This window comes from Mailhella massiliensis, assembly GCF_900155525.1.
GTDB lineage: Bacteria > Desulfobacterota > Desulfovibrionia > Desulfovibrionales > Desulfovibrionaceae > Mailhella > Mailhella massiliensis.
On sequence record NZ_LT706952.1, the window covers coordinates 89,527 to 109,975 of the forward strand.

Below are 20,449 nucleotides of genomic sequence, written 5' to 3' on the forward strand. Positions count from 1 at the left end.
GTTTTGTACAAATTTGGATGATATTTGACACTATGAGGCTTTGTACATGTCCACGCAACCCCAGACGCCCATGCCTGCACCGGAGGCGTATCCGGCAAGGGTGACGCCCTTGGCGACGCCTTTGGCGTTTTCCGCCACATTTTCGCCGATTTCTCCGAAGGTGACGGCAGCCTGGACAATCTCAGGCATGAGGAGCCATACGGCGGCGACACCGATAACGGCGGCAGTCCAGCGCAGCGGGGAAATGGAGAGCTGATGATTGATGAAGTTCATAGAGTCCTCCGTTCTCAGCCAATGATGTTGGCGATGTATGTTTGCACGTCACCGCCTACCGTGGCCCCCAGGCCGCGCAGGAAAGTGACAAGGTTGACCGCGAGAATGCCTCCGAACAGATGGACAAGGCCCCGGCTGAAATTCATGCTCTGATTCGGCGTGTCGCGTATGAGACACAGCCCCCGCGCAATGCCGATGACGCCGATGGAGGCAATGGCGTACACGGCGAACTGGATGTAGATGGAACCGGGGGACGAAGGCGGGCTGTAGCTCAGGGCCTGTTCTGAGCTTTGGTTGAAAACAGTCATGGACAGAGAATCCATGAGCTCGGGAAGATTCAGCAGCAGAACGGCACAGATGAAGCTCCAGACCGCCGTGGAGCGGTTGAAGCGTTGTTTCCGGCTGACGGCCTGAACAAGGGAGACAACGGCAAAGACAATGCCGATGAGATAGGCAAGCCGGATGATGACGGGCCACCATTGCTGCAAATGCGGAATGACGTTGGCAACGTAATTTTCCATGGCGTCACCTGTCCTTGACGTTCATGACCAGAACGCCCACGGGCGTGCCGCTTTCGAGCCTGACGGTGGGCGGTCGGTCGAAGTTTCTTTCAAAGATTTTTCCGGCCTTCTCGCCGACCTTTCCGGCGGCAATCCATGCCTGATCGCTGACGCTGTAGGTGTTCCAGACCATCTGGTCGGTTACGTCGTTGCCGTAGCCGTAGATGGTACTCTGGGCACCGCTGTAGCGTTTGGCCGTACCCAGTCCTTCCAGAAACGCCGAGGCGACCAGACCGCCCCATCGGCTGAAGAAATGAGTGTCCACGGAACTGGCGACCGAGGCTTCCGAGGTGGTGGGATCAACGGCATAGGATTCCACCTGGATGGTTTCGCCGGAGGGCAGAATGATCCGATTGAAGGCCAGCACAAGGCGTTCATCATGGCGCTGGAAAGAGCCTGTGAGGCGGGCATTTCTGTATGTGCCTGAGGTGACGGTCGCCAGCACGGCGGACGGAACATCGGAGTTCACTCCCACATCTATGATGGCGTACAACAGGTCGCCCGGTTTCACCGCAGGTCTGGAGGATGCAGCGACCGACGGCGTCCCGGAGGCAGGCTGTTTTTCGGACTCCTGCTGGCCGGTCTCATCCTGGAACTCCCGGACATAGGCGATTTGTCCCTGACCCACGGAAGCGCTGGCCAGCCTGGTGTCCAGTTCGGCCAGGTCATCCATCATCCTTTTGAGCATGGCGTTGTCCGTGCGCGGCGTCTGAACAGGCACGGTGCGTACCTGAGCAACCGGCGGAGGCGACGGAGGGGTATCCTGCTTCTTGACGACAACGGACTTTTTTTCTCCTATCGGCGTGGGAATGAAACTCGCACCGCTTTGAAGCGCCGCGTTGGCCTGTTGCGCGTCGTGTTCCTTCAACTTCTGGTTGTATTCCTCAGAGCCGACGCCGCCCGCCTGCCCGCTTACGGCTTCCGTTCTTGCCGATGCCATTTTTGAGGTGCCGGACGGCTTTTCCGGCGTGAACAGCAGAAACGAGGCAAGAACAATGACAACGGCGGCAGCCAGTCCCAACAGGCTGAAGAGTATGAATCGCCGCTTTTTTTCCGTGCTGGTGATAGCCATGTGTCCGCCTTATTTGAGAGTATTTTTCAGAAGGATGGTCTGCACGCTTCCTTCACGGGAAAGCATGATTCTTGTCGTGACGGGCAGCTCATAACATTTGGTGGAGCCTGCCCCGTTGACGACGGCAGTCCATGCCGGCCACATCAGGCTGTGCGTGGTTCTGACGTAGTGTTTTCCGTTGTATTTCCAGGCCATCACGGCATCCGAATCCGGTTCGGAACGAAGACGCACGGCATCATCCGGGGGAACGCGGTCAAGAAAGGACAGCATGGCGGAGCTGGCGGTTTCCTTGATGGTGCTGGTCAGGGGAATCGCAGCCTTCGGACCATGGTGGGCGAGCTGAATCAGCACCAGCGCGTCGGCTTTGCGTTCAGGAGCGCGGACGGAATCCGACTCAAGCCTGATGACCAGCGGAATGTCCCGATTTTCCAGAGTGACCACGAGGGTTGACGTGGCATAGCCCTGTATGGGCATGACATTGAGCAGATTGCCTTCCGGCAGTTCCGGGCGGAGAACCTGAAACGAGGAAGGCCCTCCGTTGGTCACGGAAGTAATGGGCCACGGCTGACCTGTGGAGTCATGAAAAACCAGCGATGTGGCGATGTTGGCCGTGGTAAATACCTTGACCGGCGCACGACCTGGTTCCAGCGTGACGCGCACCGTTCGGGTCCGCAGGTCGGGGGAAACGGGCAAAAGCGCTCGTTCACGCTGATCCGACCGTTTCCGGTATTCCTGTATGTGTTCCTTATCCAGCGGCATCATCTGCCTCAGGCTTTCCTCAAAAAGCGCCTGCGCTTCCTGGGCCTTTTTCAGGTCCGAACCTGAGGGGGCGGGCGTTTTCTGTGCCGATTCTTCGGGCAAGGAGGCCGAGTCGGCGGATTGCCCGTGAACGGTCGCCATTGTTGCGGGGGAAAGAGGCGTCCGAGATGCGGCGGAAGTCTCTGCCTGGGCGTCCCACGGCAGCGAAAGCAGAGCCAGTATTCCTAAAGAAATCAGTTGATTCACGGTAGCTCCTTATGCGTATGTCGGTATGACTGGGGATTCGGAATTTCTGCCGAACAGCAGTTCCGGGCGGTGAAAATAGGAAATCGGCGTCTGCACTTTGGCAGCGGTGGGTGTATATCGTCGTTCCTGTACTTTCCGACGGTACTCAAGAAGAAAGGCTACAATGCTCCTGGTGTTGTCCGCAGGAACATCTTCGGCAGCGGGAGCGCTGTGAATGGAGTGCAAATGCAGCCAGATGCCGAAAGCCATGGCCTCGTTGAAGGGAGCGTCAAATTTTTCCGCAAATGCCCGGAAGAGAGGACGCAGTCTTTCTTTTTCCGCTTTCTGCCGTTCCTGGATGCGTTTTTCTTGTTCCTCTCTTTCCTGCATGGCCTTTTGCACGCCGGGATCAGGCCGCCGTCCCGAAGGAGAGCCGGAAGAAAGAGCATCGAGCCATCGCTGCCCGCGAAGCCAGTTTCCAAGCTGGGGGATGAATCGTCCCTGTTCCCGGTGCCAGCTTTCCTGAGCCATGCAATGCTGAAGAGCGGCGTGAAGTTCAGATACGGGAGGAAGCTGACCGCAACGGGCCAGACGGAACCAGGCAAGCCGGGCGAAGCCTTTTGCCTCTTTTTTGGGATAGAGATTCCATACGTTCTCAAAATCCTGTTCAGAAGAAATCCCACACCTCGCCGAAGGCGTAGAGAGAGCCGTAGGCTGCGGAGTCTCTTCTGTCGTTTTTGGGGGAAAGGGGGTGTGTTTTTCTTGTTTTTGTTTGTTAAAATTATTTATGTAGCCAGAACTTGACTTGTTGCAGGTAAAAACTCGTTCACTTCTTTCAGAATTTGACTCGTCAGCGTTATCATTATGTTCAGGTCTTATAAGGTAATACACAGAAGAGCGGTAATGTTCCTTTCGTATGGCAATGAGATTTTCACGCACCAGTTCAGCAAGATAATTTTTTACACTGCTGATGCTGCATGACAGGCGAGAAGCAAGAGTGGCATGGGACGGCCAACAATGATCTTTTTCAGAAGCATAGTTGCACAGTAAGGCATACATGACCTTTGCTCCAAGTGTGATGCGCTTTTCCAAAATAAATTGTGGAAGAATAGGACCAAAAATTTTTCCTTTAGGCGAAAATGTCTCCATATGTCTTTCTCCAGGCCAAGGAAAAAGATACTTTTGCAGAGCTGAATATTGACAACAACCGGTAATTCAGTTATTGTTCTTTCAGATTCTTTTGAGAAAGAACAAATGTTCTGCAAGAAGCCGTTGGGGTGCCACCTGACGGCTTTTTGTTTTTCCGAAGCCTTTTTCATCCTCAAAACCTTGAGGCAGGTTGCGCTGAACTGCGCCTGTCGCATGACCTGCAAAGGATTGCTGGTGGTGCCCTGACAAAGCGGCGCTTGAGGAATCGCCGATCGGTCTGAAGGGATCTGAGGAACCTGAGCAGGCAGAGTGCTGTTTGCCGGGGGGATGGCAGAGGCTTCAACAGAAGACCTCTTCGCACATGAGACGCGGCAGAATCCTGGGCCGCTTCAGATGCGGAAGAAGCCTCCAGCGGTGCGTTTTCAGCACGGGAACAGGGCAGATTTTTTGAGGGAGCAGAGGGCGAAGAAGACGACTCCAGGAAGAGAAGACGGAGCCGTGAGAGAAGACAGGAAGAGGAAGGACGGTGTGAGAAGGATTGCTTTCAGCGGGCAAAAACAGGACGGCGCACCGAGAGCATGGGTTACAAAAGCGGGTTACAAGCACAGAGGTTTTTGGTGACATTTTATGTCCCTCAATGTGCTATAACTCATTGAAATATAATGGCGGTAGGCGCATGTAAAACGGCTTTCACGCCGTCAACGGCGGTTCAAATCCGCCTGGGGATGCCAAATTTAGGTACAAAGAAGAATGCCAAGGTCCAAAAGACCTTGGCATTCTTTGTTTTTTCTTTCCGGTATGGTTTCCCGAAGTCCAGCCTCGTCCGCTTGCATCCAAACATTTTATGGGTATATCCGTAGGTAGAAATGTGGTATGACATTTCTGATACCTACATGAATAACTGCGCGGAATCAAAAATATTTTTATCCATGTGGGTATCTCTTCGTCCAACGACAGCCAAGGAGTGCCCATGCCTCTTACCGATACCCACATCCGCAGTCTGAAACCCGACGTGAAGCCTCGTAAATATTTCGATGGCGGCGGTCTGTTTCTTTTCGTTCCCGCCAACGGAAGCAAGCTCTGGAGGATGGCCTACCGTTTTGACGGCAAGAGCAAGCTGCTCAGTTTCGGGGAATATCCCACCATATCGCTCAAAGACGCCAGAGAACGCCGCGAAGAGGCGAAACGCATGTTGTCCAAGGGAATCGATCCCTCAGACCATAAACGGCAGTTACGGCAGGCCAGAGCCATCGCGGAACGCGACAGCTTCCAGAATATCGCCAGAGAATGGCACGAAACCCGTATGGCAGAGTTTTCCGAAAAGCATCAGGGAACTGTCATGTACCGGCTGGAGACCTACATTTTTCCGGCCATCGGCAAGACGCATATCGCCAAACTTGAGACACGGGACGTTATGGAGGTCGTCAAGCCTCTGGAACGGAGGGGAAACTACGAGACTTCCCGGAGAGTATTGCAAATCATCAGTCAGGTGTTCCGCTATGCGGTCATCACGGGCCGGGCGAAACACAATGTCGCAGCCGATCTCCGGGGAGCCTTGCGACCGCGAAAAACTGTTCACCGGGCGGCAGTGCTGGAACCGGAGAAAGTCGGTCAGCTTCTGCGGGATATCGACGCCTATGAAGGCTATTTCCCTCTGGTCTGTGCCTTGAAGCTGGCTCCGCTGGTCTTCACCCGTCCCACGGAATTGCGGGCCGCTCAATGGAAAGAATTCGACCTTGAGGCCGGGGAATGGCGCATCCCTGCGGAACGCATGAAAATGCGCCGTCAGCATCTTGTGCCCCTGTCCCGGCAGGCGATGTCCATTCTTCGGGAACTTCAGAAATGCTCCGGGGAAGGGAAATACCTCTTCCCTTCTATCCGCACAGAAGCACGGTCCATTTCCGATGCGACCATGCTCAATGCGCTCCGGCGTATGGGTTATCAGAAACACGAGATGAGCGTACATGGTTTCCGTTCCATCGCTTCCACACTGCTCAATGAACTCGGCTATAACCGGGACTGGATTGAGCGGCAGCTTGCTCACGGCGAGCAGGACGAAGTGCGGGCGGCATACAATTACGCGGAATATCTGCCTGAGCGTCGAAAGATGATGCAGGCATGGGCTGACTACCTGGACGGATTACGCAACACACAACAGAAAAGAATCAGGGAGGAAGCATGAAAGAGGACACCATGACCGACCGTGATGTTTGTATCTCCATCGGGAAAATAGAAGACGAGACGCAGGTGACGAGCAACGACACCGGCTGGAGCGAGGAAGAAAAGGAACGTATGAGACAATACGGCTATGACGACATGGATATAATCCGGGCGTGGTATAGCTGATAACGCCTGTTTCCAGTCAACAGCGGCACGGAAGGTACATGACTATCCCTGCCGCTGTTTTTTATTGTCCATTTTTGGGCGACAGGGTATCCTTTCCTCCATGACAGACCGGCAGAACATTACCATAGGCAGAGTACGGCAGGCGTATGGCCTGACAGCCAGAGAAGGTGAAATGCTTGTTCAGGCACTCTGGCCTGACGCCGTTCAGCCACTGGAATTATGGCGTACAACGTATGAATCCTGCTGGCAGGCATTTATTGCTGGCAATCACGCCGCATATGGAACGCAGATACCGGAATTTCCTTCAGTGCCGGAACCGGATATGGGCATTCAGACATATCTGCTTGGCTTTGATGTGATGGAATTTTTCAGAGAGATATCAACACTTGTTCCTCTTAACTCCCTGCGATATGGACTGAATGTTATTCTTGAAGAATCCTTTGAAGATACGGCGTCTGTCTTTCCCGAGGCACGAGAATTTCTGTTCAGCAGTCTGGAGAGACTGAAAACAGAAGACTTCTTCGCGCAGTATTCACCGGACTCGCCTCTCTTTGAGAAGCCGATATTCTCCATTCCTGCCTCAAGTTATCACTTCATCGCGCATATCTTTGCCGATACCATAATGGTGGATAGGGACGTTGCTATCAGATATCTCCGTTATTATCCCTTACGCCAGGAAGTGAAAGGCATCACCCGTGCCCTTGTGGAGGCCGTTTTACAGACAGCTTCGCCGGAATCGTCCGTTGCCGACAAAGGGGCGGCAGTTCCCCTGTGTGAAAGGTCACCGCAGGATGAAAAACTTATTTTCCGTATTCCCGGAGCCTTCTGGGAAGGAAGGCCGGACGCCGCCGTCCGTGACGCCATGAAAGAAAAGTATCCTCTTTCAGTCATCGCTTATGTTCTCCTGTACTGGTGTGGTCCCCAAAAATCCGAGACCAGTCACAAAACTCCGCAGGGCAGAAAGACTCATGTGGGACGTTTGCTTGCGGGCAAAGAGTACAGGGACGACAAATCCTATCGCAATTTGATGGATATGCTCCTCAGGGAAGCGGAGACATACACCATAATCAAGGCGTGACCAGTCTGCTGTTTTCCCGTCTTTTTGAGAAGTTCCCGTTCTTTTCCCGTCCGATTCCCTCACGGGAATCTTTGGACGTATGCCAGAGTCTCCTGAAATCCAAACAGGTTCAGGAGATTTTTATGAAACAGCATCAACCGTCCATCCCCGCTCACGGCCTTTTGCGTCTTCCTCAGGTTCTCAGCATGATACCCATAAGCAAGAGCGCCTGGTGGGAAGGCTGTCGGACCGGGCGTTATCCCAAACCCGTGAAACTTGGTCCCAGAACCACGGTTTGGAGAGCAGAAGATATTGCCGCGTTCATCGAAAGTCTTGGCAGGCAGGGGGAAGAGCATGAGTAATCCCCTGCAAAATTTTCGGGACATCCTGACCGACAAGGGCTTGATTCCGTCCGACATCGAAGCGGACGGAAAACTGCATCGTTGTCCCACCCGGACCAGGCCGCATAAACAGAACGGCGCATACATCGCGCATGTTGACCCTCCTGCCACGCTCTGGTGGTGCAACTGGGAGAGCGGAGACCAGGGGACGTTTACTGAAATGGATCAGAGAACGTTCTCCCCGGCTGAAAAGGAAGCATGGCAGAAACGGCAACGCAACATTCGTTATCAACGAGAGGAAGAATGTGCCCGCCGGTATGAAACGGCAGCGAAGCAGGCCCAGGGCGTTTTGGATGCATCTTTTCCCTGCTCGTCGGAACACACATATTTACGGCGTAAAGGCGTTCCCGCGCTTGGGGACATACGTCAGACCCGGAGCGGTCTGCTGCTCCTTCCCGTCAGGGATATATCGGGAACCTTACAAAGCCTGCAATATATCGCCCCGGACGGGACAAAGCGCTTTCTCATGGGCGGCAAAGTACAGGGAGGACATTTCATTATTCCCGGCAAGTCGGAAAAGCCTCTAGCCTTTTGCGAAGGTTATGCTACGGGAGCAAGCATCCATCTAGCCGTCAACTGTACCGTATATGTGACGTTCTCAGCCAATAACCTGCCTGTCGTGGCCAATCTTGTGAGACACAGATTCCCGGAGGCTTCCATCCTCATTTGTGGCGACAATGATGAAGCAGGCCGCAGTAAAGGGCAGGAAGCTGCTCAAGCAGCACAGGCTCGATTGGCCCTGCCCAAGTTTACCACCGGCGAGGGGAAAGACTTCAACGACCTGCATCAAAGTGAGGGGCTGGAGGAAGTTCTCCGTCAGGTGGAAGAGGCCATGCATACAGCTGCCCGTCCGTCTCTGATTTCTCTGGACATGGGGGAGTTTCTTTCCATGTCCATACCTGAACGGGGGTATCTTTTATCCCCCATTCTTCCGGTTCAAGGGATAGGCATCCTGTATGCTCCGCGCGGCATCGGCAAGACGTTTGCGGCCCTGAGCATAGCCGTTGCCGTGGCTTCCGGCGGTGCGGTGTTCAACTGGCGTGCGCCGATGCCTAAACGAACGCTGTATGTGGACGGGGAAATGCCTGCCACATCCATGCAGAGTCGTCTTGCAGCGCTTGTCAGCGGGATGTCCGTTCCTCCGCATACGTTGAAAAACATGGCGCTCATCACACCGGACCTGCAACCCTGTCCCATGCCGGATTTGTCTACCGCCAGTGGGCAGACTATGATTGAGCCTTTTCTGAAAGACGTGGACATGGTTGTGCTGGACAACATCGCAACCCTGTGCCGCACCGGAAAGGAAAACGAGTCTCAGTCCTGGCAGACCATGCAGGCGTGGTTGCTGGAATTACGCCGCAGAGGGATGACCGTCCTGCTTATCCATCATGCCGGAAAATCCGGCGACCAGCGCGGCACCAGCGCCAGAGAAGACATTATGGACACGGTGATCAGTCTGCGCAGGCCCAGGGAATACAGCATGGCCGAAGGCGCACGTTTTGAAGTTCACCTGACCAAGGCGCGGGGCATATTGGGCGATGACGCCAAACCCTTTGAGGCCAACCTGATTACCGAAGGCAATGCCCTGCATTGGCGGGTTCGGGACATTGAAGATGTGGAACTGGAGGAATTGAAAAGGCTGCTCGGCGAGGGATACAGCATTCGTGACTGCGCCGAGGAAATGGGAAAATCAAAATCGTCTGTCCACAGATTGAAAAGAAAACTGGAAGGTCTCGCTTGACCATTTTCCTGGTGTCCCGCTGTACCGGTGCTTAGGCAGCGGTACAGCGGGACACCTGCAATATTCATCATATCTGTCATCCCATGAAGTCCAGCCAAATCCGAACAGATTTTCAATTCTTGTCCCGCGTAAACTGAAAAAGTGTCCCGCATTCCTGTCACAGAAAGAACGGGACATCCATTGATACAAGGAAGTATTGCCATGTCCTATCTCGTACTCCACATGGACAAATTCAAGAAGGAGGCCATACGCGGCATCCAGAGCCACAACCGACGGGAGCGGGAGAGCCACAGCAACCCCGATATTGACTACGACAGAAGCGCGGCGAACTACGAGCTGCACGAAGCCGCCTCGTCGAACTATGCCGAGGCCATTCAGAATCGCATTGACGACCTTCTGCTGGTCAAGGCTGTAAGAAAGGACGCCGTGCGCATGTGCGGGCTTATCGTTACCTCGGACAAGGCGTTTTTTGATGGCCTCACGCCGGAGGAAACAAGGCGTTTCTTTGAGGAGAGCAAAGCCTTTCTCACGGAGTTTGTGGGCGCGGAGAATGTCGTTTCCGCAATGGTTCACATGGATGAAAAGACACCGCATATGCACTTTTTCCATGTGCCGGTCACGCAGGACGGGAGACTCAACGCCAACAAAATCTATACGCGCCAGAGTCTGCGGAAACTGCAATCAGAACTTCCCGCCTATCTGCAAAGCCGAGGTTTTGCCATTGAACGAGGCGTGGAGCAGACGCCCGATTCCGCCAAAAAGCATCTGAATACCCGCGAGTTCAAACAGCAGAAAGAGGAACTGGCACGGCTGGCGCAGGAAGCTGCTGCCTTGATGCGTGATTCCTTGCAGTCACTTGGGATTCTGGGGCAACGCGAAGAGGAATTGAAAAAGAGCATCGAAGCATATGAGCGGCAGGCCGAGGAGGCGGAAAAAGTCCTTCGGGATGAGCATTCCCTGCCGAAAGCCTCACTTTTCAATTATCCGTCCGTGCTGAAAAAAGCCTCTTCCCTCATTGAAGAACTGAAAAAGGCGCTTGCCGTCAAACACCTTGTCCAGACAGAGAAGGAAATTCTGCAACGGGAAGTGGATACCCTTCGCGGAAAGCTGACGCGGCTTGAAGCGGGATACACGGCCCACAGAAAACAAAGCAGTGAGGAAAAAGAGGAGCTGGAGAAACAGTTGAAGAAAATGAGGAGAATTATGGCAGGCTATCGGGAATTTCTGCGTCTGCCGGAAATCCGGCCGCTGCATATCGAGTTCGTGGAACGCAGGCGGGCCGAACAGCTTCAGCGGCAGCAGGAAGATGAGCGGCAGCGGCAGGAGCAGGAGGCGCGGGACAGGGAGCGTCGGCAGGCGATGACCGCTCGCGGCATGAGGATGAGGTAAGGCGTCGGGGAGAAATCTTCGCACAGGCCGAAGATATAGCCCACTATGCTTCACTTGCGTGAAGCGTGGGCGAGCGTCCCGCTCGACCGGAAAGACAAAACACCAATCCGGGGCATGGCCCCGGCGAACCACAGGAAAAGCACCATGACCATTACCGCGACTCAGTTGAAGGAAATCAGACAGGAATTCGCCACTCTCAAACCCGCTTCCGTCACACTGGAGGGGAACAGAGTCATGTCCGTCAAAGAAGCCGTCTTCGTTCTGGCCCCGACACTGGAGCGGATGAGAAAGCGTGGCTTCGACACACAGGAGATTGTCGAACGTCTGCACGAAAAAGGCATTGATGTGAAGCCCCAAACTCTGACCAAGTATCTGACCGAAGCCAGACGGCAACGGGAAGGGCGAAAGTCAAAGATGCAAGACACACCCCCGCATCCTCCGAAACGCGAACAACGCTCCAGCTTCATTGCTCCTGATATACCCGATGATGAACTATGAACATAAATCCACTGAAAGGAGAAAATCTTATGGCAGAAACTTACGGATATATTCGCGTATCCAGTACAGATCAGAACGAGAGCCGTCAGCGCATCGCCCTTGAGCGGCAAGCCATCCCGTCAGACCGCATTTTCATGGATAAACTGTCGGGCAAGGATTTTCAGCGTCCACAATATCAGGCTATGCTAAAAAAGTTCAGGCCGGGTGACCAGCTATGTATTACAAGCATTGACAGGCTTGGCAGAAATTACGAGGAGATTCTGGAACAGTGGCGGATAATTACCAAGGAAAAGCGCGTAGACATCTTTGTGCTGGATATGCCACTGCTGGACACACGGCGCGACAAAAATCTGCTCGGCACCTTCATTGCCGACCTTGTTTTGCAAGTACTTTCCTTTGTGGCTCAAAATGAACGGGAGAATATTCGCAGCAGACAGGCTCAGGGAATTGCGGCAGCCAAGCAAAGCGGCGTGCGGTTCGGGCACGCGCCACGACCGCTTCCCCCAAATTTTCCGGAAACATATACCTTATGGACAGAGGGGGCCATCTCGACATCGGAAGCGGCAAAACGTTCCGGCATGGCTCGTTCCACATTCCGCATTCGTGCAGAGTCATTCAAAAAAAAATGTCCATAATATGTCGATAAAGTGTACTTGGCCGCCACCCGTTTTTTTTACTTCTAGCACTCTTTTTTAGACGGTAAAAACAGCTTAGTCAACGTTATTTTGGACTGTCACAGACAGCAGAAGTTTCCTTGGCGGCCAAGTACACTTTATCGCCACCCTTGCAAGCTACTTTTTGCAAGGAATATCCTATGCCCCGACTGACTTCGCAGGAACGACAGGAAATTAATCGCTATCTTGAAGCGGATAAGCCCTTACCCGAAAAATATCGTTTTTTGCTTTTTGAAGATAACCGGCAGGTTGAGCTTGTTTGGAACGGTAAGACCAACGAGGTTTGCAATGTTGTGTTGCCATTCCAGACCATTGAACAGGTGGACGAGCCAAGATCGGATGAGCATGCGCTTGAGCAGGGAACTTCAACGCAGAGGCTGAAATTCGTTGATAATCCCTTATTTGATATGAGGGGGCGTCAGCTCAAAGGCTGGACCAACAAACTGATCTGGGGCGATAACAAGCTCATTCTCTCTTCCCTGAAAAATGGCCCATTGCGGCAAGAAATAGAAAAACAGGGCGGCTTAAAGCTCATTTATATTGATCCGCCATTTGATGTCGGCGCGGATTTTTCTATGGACATAGAAATCGGTGAGGATACTTTTACTAAGCAGCCTGGCATATTGGAGGAAATTGCATATCGCGATACTTGGGGCCTTGGAGCTGATAGTTTTATCAGCATGATTTATGAACGATTAATTTTGATGCGTGATTTACTTGCTGACGATGGAAGTATTTATGTACATTGTGATCAAAGATTAAATAGTCATATAAAATTTATTTTATATGAATTATTTGGAAGAGATAATTTTAAAAATGAAATAATTTGGCAGAGAACTACTGCAGGTAAAACATCTTATGAAAATTTTCCTAAAAATTCAGATCATATTCTATGGAGTCAAAAAAGTGATAATATAATTTTTAATGGATGTTTTGGTCCATTATCTACACAATATATAGAAACATTTAATAAAGATGATAATGATGGTAGAGGTCCTTATTCAACTCAACCTATAATAAATCCATCTAAAATTTGTCCAGAGTTAAATTATGATTATATTGATAATCATGGAAAAATATGGAAAAGACCTACAAAAGGATGGCGTTTTAATCAAAAAAGGATGAAGGAATTAGAAAATGATAATCGTTTAGTCTTTGGTAAAAGTATACGAGAAAAATATTATCTCAAAGAGAGAGAAAAAATTGGGGCTCAACTTTCAAATATATGGACAGATATTCCTGGAAATACACTAGGTTATACTCAAGAAAATGTGAATTATCCTACTCAAAAGCCTGAAGCCCTTCTTGAACGTATCATCAAAGCCTCTTCCAACGAAGGTGACCTTGTGGCGGATTTTTTCTGTGGCTCAGGCACAACTGCCGCTGTAGCGGAAAAATTGGGGCGTAAGTGGATTGCTGCGGACCTCGGCAAATTCGCCATCCACACTACCCGTAAAAGAATGATCGGCGTGCAGCGCCAGCTCAAGAAAGACGGCAAAAATTATCGCGCCTTTGAAATACTCAACCTAGGTAAGTATGAACGCCAGCACTATATCGGCGTCAATGAAAATCTGCGGGAAGAGGAAAAGCGGCAGCAGCTTAAGGCTAGGGAGACCGCCTTTCTTGAACTTATCCTCAATGCCTACCATGCGGAGAGGGTCAGTGGTTTCAATACATTCCACGGCAAAAAGAATGGGCGCATGGTAGTTGTCGGCCCGGTCAATATGCCGGTTACCCGGCTATTTGTGGAGGAAGTCTTCTTGGAATGCCGTACCCTGAAGATAACCAAAGTGGATGTGCTGGGCTTTGAATTCGAAATGGGGCTGTTCCCCAATATTCTGGATAACGCCAGAAGCCACGGCATTGACCTTGTGCCAAAGTATATTCCAGCTACAGTGTTTGACAAGCGGGCCGTGGAAAGGGATCAGGTTATTTTCCATGATGTAGCCTTTATTGAGGCTAAAGTACTTTACAATGCAAAAAACAAGAATGATGTGGCGGTCAAGCTGACGGATTTTTCCGTGTTTTATTCGCAGGATTCCACCCGGCAGGCAGAGACCGTTCTCAAGAACAACGCCAGCAAAATTGTGATGGAACAGGGACAAATCATCAAGGTCAGCAAAGACAGGAACGGCATCGTCAGCCGGGAGCTGCTGACCCAAAAATGGACGGACTGGATTGATTACTGGTCTGTGGATTTTGATTTTGAAAGCAAGCGGGAAATTATCCAGCAACTCAACCCGGAGACTGGAGAAAATGAGGAAATCTGGACGGGCGACTATATCTTTGAAAACGAGTGGCAGACCTTCCGCACAGCAAAGGACAGGACGCTAGAGCTGATCAGTGCGCCGCACCAGTATGCAAAGCCAGGTCAATACAAGATTGCGGTCAAGGTTGTGGATATTTTTGGCAATGACACCATGACCATACTCGCCGTCAACATTCAGTGAGGGAACTAATGGCCTTACATCCAAAATTCCCGGAATCTCCCTACGCCATTCTTGAGCCAGAGTTGCGCTGGTTTCCGGCAGATGAAAACCTGCGAACCTGCGGCATGGAAAAACTCATTCCTCCTCTGGTGGACAAGCTGCGCCGCGAGGTCAAGACTTTTCGGGATTCCGGCTATGTCGGTGCCAGCGATACTAGCCGCAGTTTGCTTAATTGGTGGTTCTGCACGCCGCATCTGCTGCCGCGCAGCGATGGCAATATGGCGGAGTTTCAATATTTCTTCGCCCAGCGGGAAGCACTGGAAACCATTATTTTTCTGTATGATGTCCGGGGAGTGCGGGAAAAGTTCGACCTGATGCGTTTTGATAGCACCGGCCTTGTTTCGGCTGGTATGTTTGACGAAAACTGGCTGCGGCTGGTTATCAAAATGGCCACAGGCAGCGGCAAGACCAAAGTGATGAGCTTGGCTTTGGTCTGGAGCTTTTTCCACAAGCTGTATGAGCTGGATTCCGGGTTGTCCCGCAACTTTCTGATTATTGCGCCGAATATTATCGTGCTGGATCGCATTTACAAGGATTTTCAGGGACTGCGCATTTTTTTTGAAGACCCTACATTGCCGGATAATGGCTATGAGGGGCATAACTGGCGGGACGATTTTCAGCTCACCCTGCACAAGCAGGATGAAGTCAATATCACTCATTCAGTGGGCAACATCTTCCTGACCAACATTCATCGCGTGTATTGCGGCAATGATTCCTTGCCGTCCGCCAACGACGAGAATAGCAAGGACTATTTTCTTGGCAGGAAACCAACAGGCGCAACCAATGACTCAAAGGTCGACCTAAGGGGCATTGTCCGGAGTATTGGCGAATTAATGATTATCAATGATGAGGCCCATCATATCCATGACCCATCTCTGGCCTGGTTCAAATCAATTCAGGATATTCACAACAATTTGTTGCAGAAAGGGGCCGCGCTCAGTTTGCAGCTGGATGTGACCGCTACGCCCAAACACAACAACGGCGCAATCTTTGTGCAGACAGTGGTGGATTATCCACTGGTTGAAGCCATTTATCAAAATGTAGTTAAGCATCCTGTTCTGCCGGACGCTCCCAGCCGCGCTAAGCTGGAAGAAAAGCAAAGTGCGAAGTTTACCGAGAAGTATGCCGATTATCTCGACCTTGGCGTGGTTGAATGGCGTAAGGCGTATAAAGAACACGAAAAGGTTGGCAAGAAGGGCATCCTTTTTGTGATGACCGATGACACTAGAAACTGCGATGAAGTGGCAGAATATTTGGAAAGCCGCTATTTGGAATTGAAAGGCGCGGTTCTGGTCATTCACACCAAGAACAACGGAGAAATTTCCGAAGCTAGTTCCGGCAGGGCAAAGGAAGAGTTAGAGCGACTGCGTCGCCTTTCCAATGAAATTGACGACTCCAGCAGTCCTTATAAAGCCATTGTTTCCGTCCTCATGCTCAAGGAGGGGTGGGACGTGCGCAATGTCACCACAATTGTCGGCTTGCGCGCCTATTCCGCTAAAAGCAATATTTTGCCAGAGCAGACTCTGGGGCGCGGCCTGCGCAAAATGTACTTTGGTGGGCTGAGGGAACAGGTCAGCGTTGTCGGCACGGACGCGTTCATGGACTTTGTGGAGTCTATCCAGCTTGAAGGTGTTGAGCTTGAACGAAAACCAATGGGCGGCGGTACGGGAGCTAAGGCCCCGCTGGTTATAGAAGTTGATCGGGAAAATCTCAAAAAGGATATTGACGCGCTAGATATGGAAATTCCTGTTTTGACGCCTAGAATTTACCGGGAATACAAAAATCTGGAAGAGCTGGACATCAAGGCTTTGGGTAACAACAAGCTGGAATACAGACAGTTCAGCGAGGAAGAGCAACGGGAAATTATTTTCAAGGATATAACGACAGGTGAGATTACGCACAAAACTATTCTGAACAGCGCGGGAGTAGCTGATTTCAGTAGTGTCATCGGCTTCTTTGCTAAGACGATTATGGGAGAGTTGCGTCTGTTCAGCGGCTATGACGTGCTTTATGGTAAGGTCAAGGCATTTGTGAGAGATGAACTGTTTACCCAAAGTGTGGACTTGGAATCCGCCAACACACTGCGCAATCTATCAGAGATTGAAGCTTCCCGAACCATTATTGATACCTTCAAAAAAGCCATCAACGCGCTTACTGTACGCGACAGAGGTTCTGCCGAAATACGGGATACCATCAAGCTGCGCAATACCCGTCCTTTTATGGTGAAGGAGCAGGATTACCGTCCAGCGCAAAAGAGCGTCTTTAATCGCATAATAGGCGACAGTCACCTTGAGCTTCTTTTTGCCGACTTTTTGGAAAGCTGCCCAGATGTTATCTCCTATGCCAAAAACTATTTGGCGGTAAACTTTCGGCTGGATTACGTCCGGGCGGACGGTAGCATCAGTAACTACATTCCAGATTTTTTTGTCAAGCTGTCGCCTACAGACATAGTGATTGTAGAAACCAAGGGTCGGGAAGACTTGGACGTGCCGGAAAAAATGGCTCGCCTGAAACAGTGGTGTGAAGATATAAATGTGGCACAGAGCAAGACCAGATTTGACTTCGTCTATGTTGATGAGGAGAGCTTCAAGAAATACCGTCCAATCTCAATGAAGGCACTGCTTGGCGGGTTTACGGAGTATAAATAGTAGCCTATCCATGTTCGCTAAAGAGAAGTTTTACAATCTTTAAAAATGGGGGTACTTTTATAGGTATTATACAAGATTTTTATAATAACCTATTTTTATTTCAGTATGTTATTATGTAAAATTTATCCGCCTGGGGACGCCAGAAAGAAATCAACGCCTTGTGAGCAGTCACAGGGCGTTTTTTCGTTAATGGCCTTCGGCATGGAGAAGGCCGGGTCCCCGCAGTATGGAAGCGTCCGTTTCGGGGCTTTTTGCAGGGAAGAGAAAAGTTTCCTTCTGCATGGAGGGAGGACGGAAAAAACTTTTTTCGTTGTGCCGCAGGCATCGGCGGAAAAAAGTATGCAGTTTTGCGTGTCGATTTTCTTTCCCGCAGGCGTTCCGCTGTTGCGGAAGAGGGCGCTTTGTTCTAACGTCGCCTTGAAGTCTCCATTTCGGAGGCGGTTGTCAACCCTGAGGAGGGTATATGAACAAGTTCTTCGCTTTTGCGGCGGCAGGCGCCATGTTGCTGGGAGTTTGCGGACAGGCCCAGGCTCTTCCCGAACCCGACATGTCTCCCAAGTACACCTATGAACTGAAGGACGTGATGAAGGTCGACGGACGTCAGGGCGTAGCCTGCGACGGCAAGTACATTTACGTCAGCTGCAGCAAGGCGCTGTACAAATACGACATGGACGGCAAGCTCGTCCTGAAGAACGACAAGCCCTTTGAAACCGGCTACACCAAGGCAGTGAACCACCTCGGCGACATCGACGTGTACAACGGCGAAATTTACTGCGGTGTGGAAAACTTCATGGACGGCGTGGGCAAGGATATTCAGGTTTCCGTGTACGACGCCAATACCCTCAAGTTCAAACGCGCATTCCCCTTCAACGAGGCTTCCGGCCAGCTGGAAACTTCCGGCATCACGGTGGACCCTGTGAAGGGCTCCGTGTGGATGTGCTCCTGGGTGGGCGAGGAATCCGGCCGTTACCTCTATGAATACGATCTGGACGGCAACTATCTGCGCAAGGTGCATCTGCAGCCCGTGCCTCAGTGGGTGCAGGGCATATTCTATTACGAAGGCTCCCTCTTCCTTACCGCGGATGACGGCACGGCCGACGACAACGAACCCGACCACCTCTATCGCGTGGATATTTCCTCCAATACCTACGCTCCCGTCATTTTGGAAAAGACCTTTACCGAGGCCATCCGGCAGGGTGAAATCGAAGGCCTTTGTGTCGATCCTTCCACCGGCGACCTTCTGGTGCATCAGAACCGCGGCGCGCGCATCGTGCTCGGCATGACCAAGGGCATGTATCCCGGTTATAAGGAAGAAGTGCATGAAATCTATCGCTATAAGATGACGCCCGCCATGTAAGGCCCCGTCACGGCATTCCGGCCCCCGTCGTTTTCCGGCGGGGGCTTTTTTTTACCCTGTTTCCCTGCCTGCCGCGGCGCATGTTTTCCTTCCGGTGAGGAGAAGCAAAAGCGGACGGAACCGGAATGGCGGTAAAGCGTTCTCTCCAGGGGCGGAAGATGAACCATGAGGAAGAGAATGTCATGCCCGGTTTGCGAGAGTAAAAAGTGTTTATCTTCCCGGTATGGGCGAACAAAAAAGGCGGTGCTCAGAGCTTTGAGCACCGCCTTTTCTACATCCTTTTGTTTTCACAACAGAAGATATGAACGTACGATAGCAAATATCAGAATTCTGACAAGGGTGAAAAAGAGAGATCTATCACTAACATGTTATTTTTTCTTATAAAAAAAATAATACTATTCAAGGCGGCCGCGCAGATTTTTCTCGTGTTGTCAGTTTATAGCGGGAGAGCAGGAAGTTTGATGTAGATAATATGCTGAAATATATAAATAAAACACTCCCTGCTGTCATATCTTCTGTTAATAGGGGGGACTTGTACGTTTCCCCTTGAAAAAAACTGCAATTCTTGCACGAAACAGCGGGGCGTGTGGTGCTGAGCGAATTCATTCATACCAGGTATGTTCCCTACATCAGGGAACACAAGCGCAGCTGGCAGACGGATGTGAGGTATGTGCACCGGCATATTCTGCCCTACCTGGGGGAATGCCGGCTTGAGGATATTAATGAAGAGAAGCTCTACCATTGGAAGGAGAAACTCCTTGCCGCCGGGCTTTCGCATAATACCTGTTACCGGCTGTTCTGGCTGGTGAAGTATATTCTGAACTGCGCCGTACGCTGGCATGTGCTGGCAAGCGACGAGGCATTCCGCCATGCCGTGTGCCGCCGCAGCGCGCCGCGCTGCCCGGAGGTGCTTTCCGCTTCGGAAAAGCAGCGCCTCATCGCTCTTCTCAATCAGTACCGGAACAATGTTGCGGCGCGGGCCATTCACCTTCTGCTTCTGACCGGGGCTTCCAAGTCGGAAATTCTCTATGCCCGCCGGGAAGATGTGGACCTTCCCGGGCGCAGCCTTGCCGTACGCCGGGGCTCCGAAGTCGTGCGCCGCCTGCCGCTCAGCGAGGCGGCGGTGAGGCTCATTGCCGAACTGCCCGTGCGTGCCGATGTGCCGTGGCTTTTCTTCCGCCCCGCCACGGGGGAGAGGGTGGTCACGGTGTTCGCCTTCTGGGACAAGCTTCGCCGCGAGCTGGGGCGTCCCACCCTGCGCCTGAACGACCTTCGTCATATCTTCGTGCACTCGCTGCTTCAGAACGGGGCAACATACAAGGATGTACGCAGCCACCTGGGGCACTATTCCTCCGAGGCTTTTCTTCTTCAGTCGCAGATGCAGGGCGGTCAGGCCGATCCTTCGCAGGGGGCCTTCCAATGATTGTTCGCCTTGTTCCGGGCAGCCTCCGCGCAGGCGGAAAGGTCTTTGCGTGCCTTGCAGCGTCGTTTCTTGTCTGTGCCCTTGCTTCGGGCTGCGTGCAGAAGCAGCCTTCCGTGCCTTCTGCGCCCGCGGAAGCGGCGGCGCCTTCCGGGGATGCCTTTGCGCTGGCGCTTTCCCGTATGCAGGTGGGAGAAGAGGCGCTCATGCCCACGCCTTTCGGCATGGACAGCCGGGTGATGCTGGAATCTTCCTACACGTCCGGCCTCGGACAGACGTGCAGAAGGGCGGCGGTTCGCGCCGGGGGCATCACCCACCGTATCGCCGTATGCAGGGATGCTTCGGGCTGGACAACGGCCGAGCCGATTTTTGAAAACGTGCAGAGATAAGC

18 protein-coding genes are annotated in these 20,449 nt (G+C 52.0%); 13 read left to right on the forward strand and 5 right to left on the reverse strand.

Features of this window, described 5'->3' with window-relative positions; all coding sequences use genetic code 11:
• Positions 1–30: 30 nt before the first annotated feature.
• The 5 genes from CZ345_RS10490 to CZ345_RS10510 are packed head-to-tail and all read right to left on the reverse strand — an operon-like array spanning position 31 to position 4,038.
• On the reverse strand, positions 31–273 hold the full coding sequence (locus tag CZ345_RS10490; RefSeq protein ID WP_077073106.1) for a hypothetical protein: 243 nt from the start codon (positions 271–273) through the stop codon (positions 31–33).
• Between the two features lie 14 nt (positions 274–287).
• Positions 288–794 (reverse strand): hypothetical protein, encoded by a 507-nt coding sequence (locus CZ345_RS10495; protein ID WP_077073107.1) that lies wholly within the window; start codon positions 792–794, stop codon positions 288–290.
• Between the two features lie 4 nt (positions 795–798).
• Entirely contained in the window at positions 799–1,905 is a 1,107-nt protein-coding gene (locus tag CZ345_RS10500) for a DotG/IcmE/VirB10 family type IV secretion system protein (protein WP_077073108.1), read from the reverse strand.
• A gap of 9 nt (positions 1,906–1,914) precedes the next feature.
• On the reverse strand, positions 1,915–2,910 hold the full coding sequence (locus tag CZ345_RS10505) for a DotH/IcmK family type IV secretion protein (protein ID WP_083717360.1): 996 nt from the start codon (positions 2,908–2,910) through the stop codon (positions 1,915–1,917).
• A gap of 9 nt (positions 2,911–2,919) precedes the next feature.
• The gene (locus CZ345_RS10510; protein WP_077073110.1) at positions 2,920–4,038 is read right to left on the reverse strand and encodes a helix-turn-helix domain-containing protein; all 1,119 of its coding nucleotides are present in this window, start codon (positions 4,036–4,038) and stop codon (positions 2,920–2,922) included.
• Positions 4,039–5,008: 970 nt separating this feature from the next.
• Between CZ345_RS10510 and CZ345_RS10520 the strand changes: the two genes are divergently transcribed.
• The 13 genes from CZ345_RS10520 (at position 5,009) to CZ345_RS10575 (ending at position 20,447) form a co-directional block, all read left to right on the forward strand.
• Positions 5,009–6,220 carry a tyrosine-type recombinase/integrase gene (locus CZ345_RS10520; RefSeq protein WP_077073112.1) on the forward strand — a complete coding sequence of 404 codons (1,212 nt, stop codon included), beginning with the start codon at positions 5,009–5,011 and terminating at the stop codon, positions 6,218–6,220.
• Entirely contained in the window at positions 6,217–6,384 is a 168-nt protein-coding gene (locus tag CZ345_RS17205) for a hypothetical protein (protein ID WP_005027660.1), read from the forward strand. Before CZ345_RS10520 ends, CZ345_RS17205 begins: the two co-directional genes overlap by 4 nt.
• Before the next feature lie 172 nt (positions 6,385–6,556).
• A complete protein-coding gene (locus tag CZ345_RS10525) occupies positions 6,557–7,462 on the forward strand; it encodes a hypothetical protein (protein ID WP_077073113.1) in 906 nt (301 codons plus the stop codon).
• 122 nt (positions 7,463–7,584) lie between these two features.
• Positions 7,585–7,803, forward strand: a complete 219-nt coding sequence (locus tag CZ345_RS10530) for a helix-turn-helix transcriptional regulator (protein ID WP_077073114.1) — start codon at positions 7,585–7,587, stop codon at positions 7,801–7,803.
• Complete coding sequence (locus CZ345_RS10535) at positions 7,796–9,583, forward strand: AAA family ATPase (protein ID WP_077073115.1); 1,788 nt, start codon at positions 7,796–7,798, stop codon at positions 9,581–9,583. The genes CZ345_RS10530 and CZ345_RS10535 overlap by 8 nt, the downstream gene beginning before the upstream one ends.
• Positions 9,584–9,784: 201 nt before the next feature.
• Positions 9,785–10,972, forward strand: a complete 1,188-nt coding sequence (gene mobV / locus CZ345_RS10540) for a MobV family relaxase (protein WP_077073116.1) — start codon at positions 9,785–9,787, stop codon at positions 10,970–10,972.
• A gap of 144 nt (positions 10,973–11,116) precedes the next feature.
• Entirely contained in the window at positions 11,117–11,470 is a 354-nt protein-coding gene (locus CZ345_RS10545; RefSeq protein WP_077073117.1) for a protein MobC, read from the forward strand.
• 29 nt (positions 11,471–11,499) lie between these two features.
• Entirely contained in the window at positions 11,500–12,105 is a 606-nt protein-coding gene (locus CZ345_RS10550; RefSeq protein WP_077073118.1) for a recombinase family protein, read from the forward strand.
• Positions 12,106–12,284: 179 nt separating this feature from the next.
• Positions 12,285–14,594 carry a site-specific DNA-methyltransferase gene (locus CZ345_RS10555; RefSeq protein ID WP_077073119.1) on the forward strand — a complete coding sequence of 770 codons (2,310 nt, stop codon included), beginning with the start codon at positions 12,285–12,287 and terminating at the stop codon, positions 14,592–14,594.
• Positions 14,595–14,602: 8 nt separating this feature from the next.
• A complete protein-coding gene (locus CZ345_RS10560) occupies positions 14,603–17,281 on the forward strand; it encodes a DEAD/DEAH box helicase (RefSeq protein WP_077073120.1) in 2,679 nt (892 codons plus the stop codon).
• Between the two features lie 463 nt (positions 17,282–17,744).
• Positions 17,745–18,638 carry an esterase-like activity of phytase family protein gene (locus tag CZ345_RS10565; RefSeq protein ID WP_144277331.1) on the forward strand — a complete coding sequence of 298 codons (894 nt, stop codon included), beginning with the start codon at positions 17,745–17,747 and terminating at the stop codon, positions 18,636–18,638.
• Positions 18,639–19,203: 565 nt separating this feature from the next.
• Positions 19,204–20,061 carry a tyrosine-type recombinase/integrase gene (locus CZ345_RS10570; protein ID WP_083717362.1) on the forward strand — a complete coding sequence of 286 codons (858 nt, stop codon included), beginning with the start codon at positions 19,204–19,206 and terminating at the stop codon, positions 20,059–20,061.
• Positions 20,058–20,447: a DVU3141 family protein gene (locus tag CZ345_RS10575; RefSeq protein WP_077073122.1), complete on the forward strand. Its 390-nt coding sequence runs from the start codon at positions 20,058–20,060 to the stop codon at positions 20,445–20,447. Before CZ345_RS10570 ends, CZ345_RS10575 begins: the two co-directional genes overlap by 4 nt.
• Positions 20,448–20,449 lie beyond the last annotated feature (2 nt).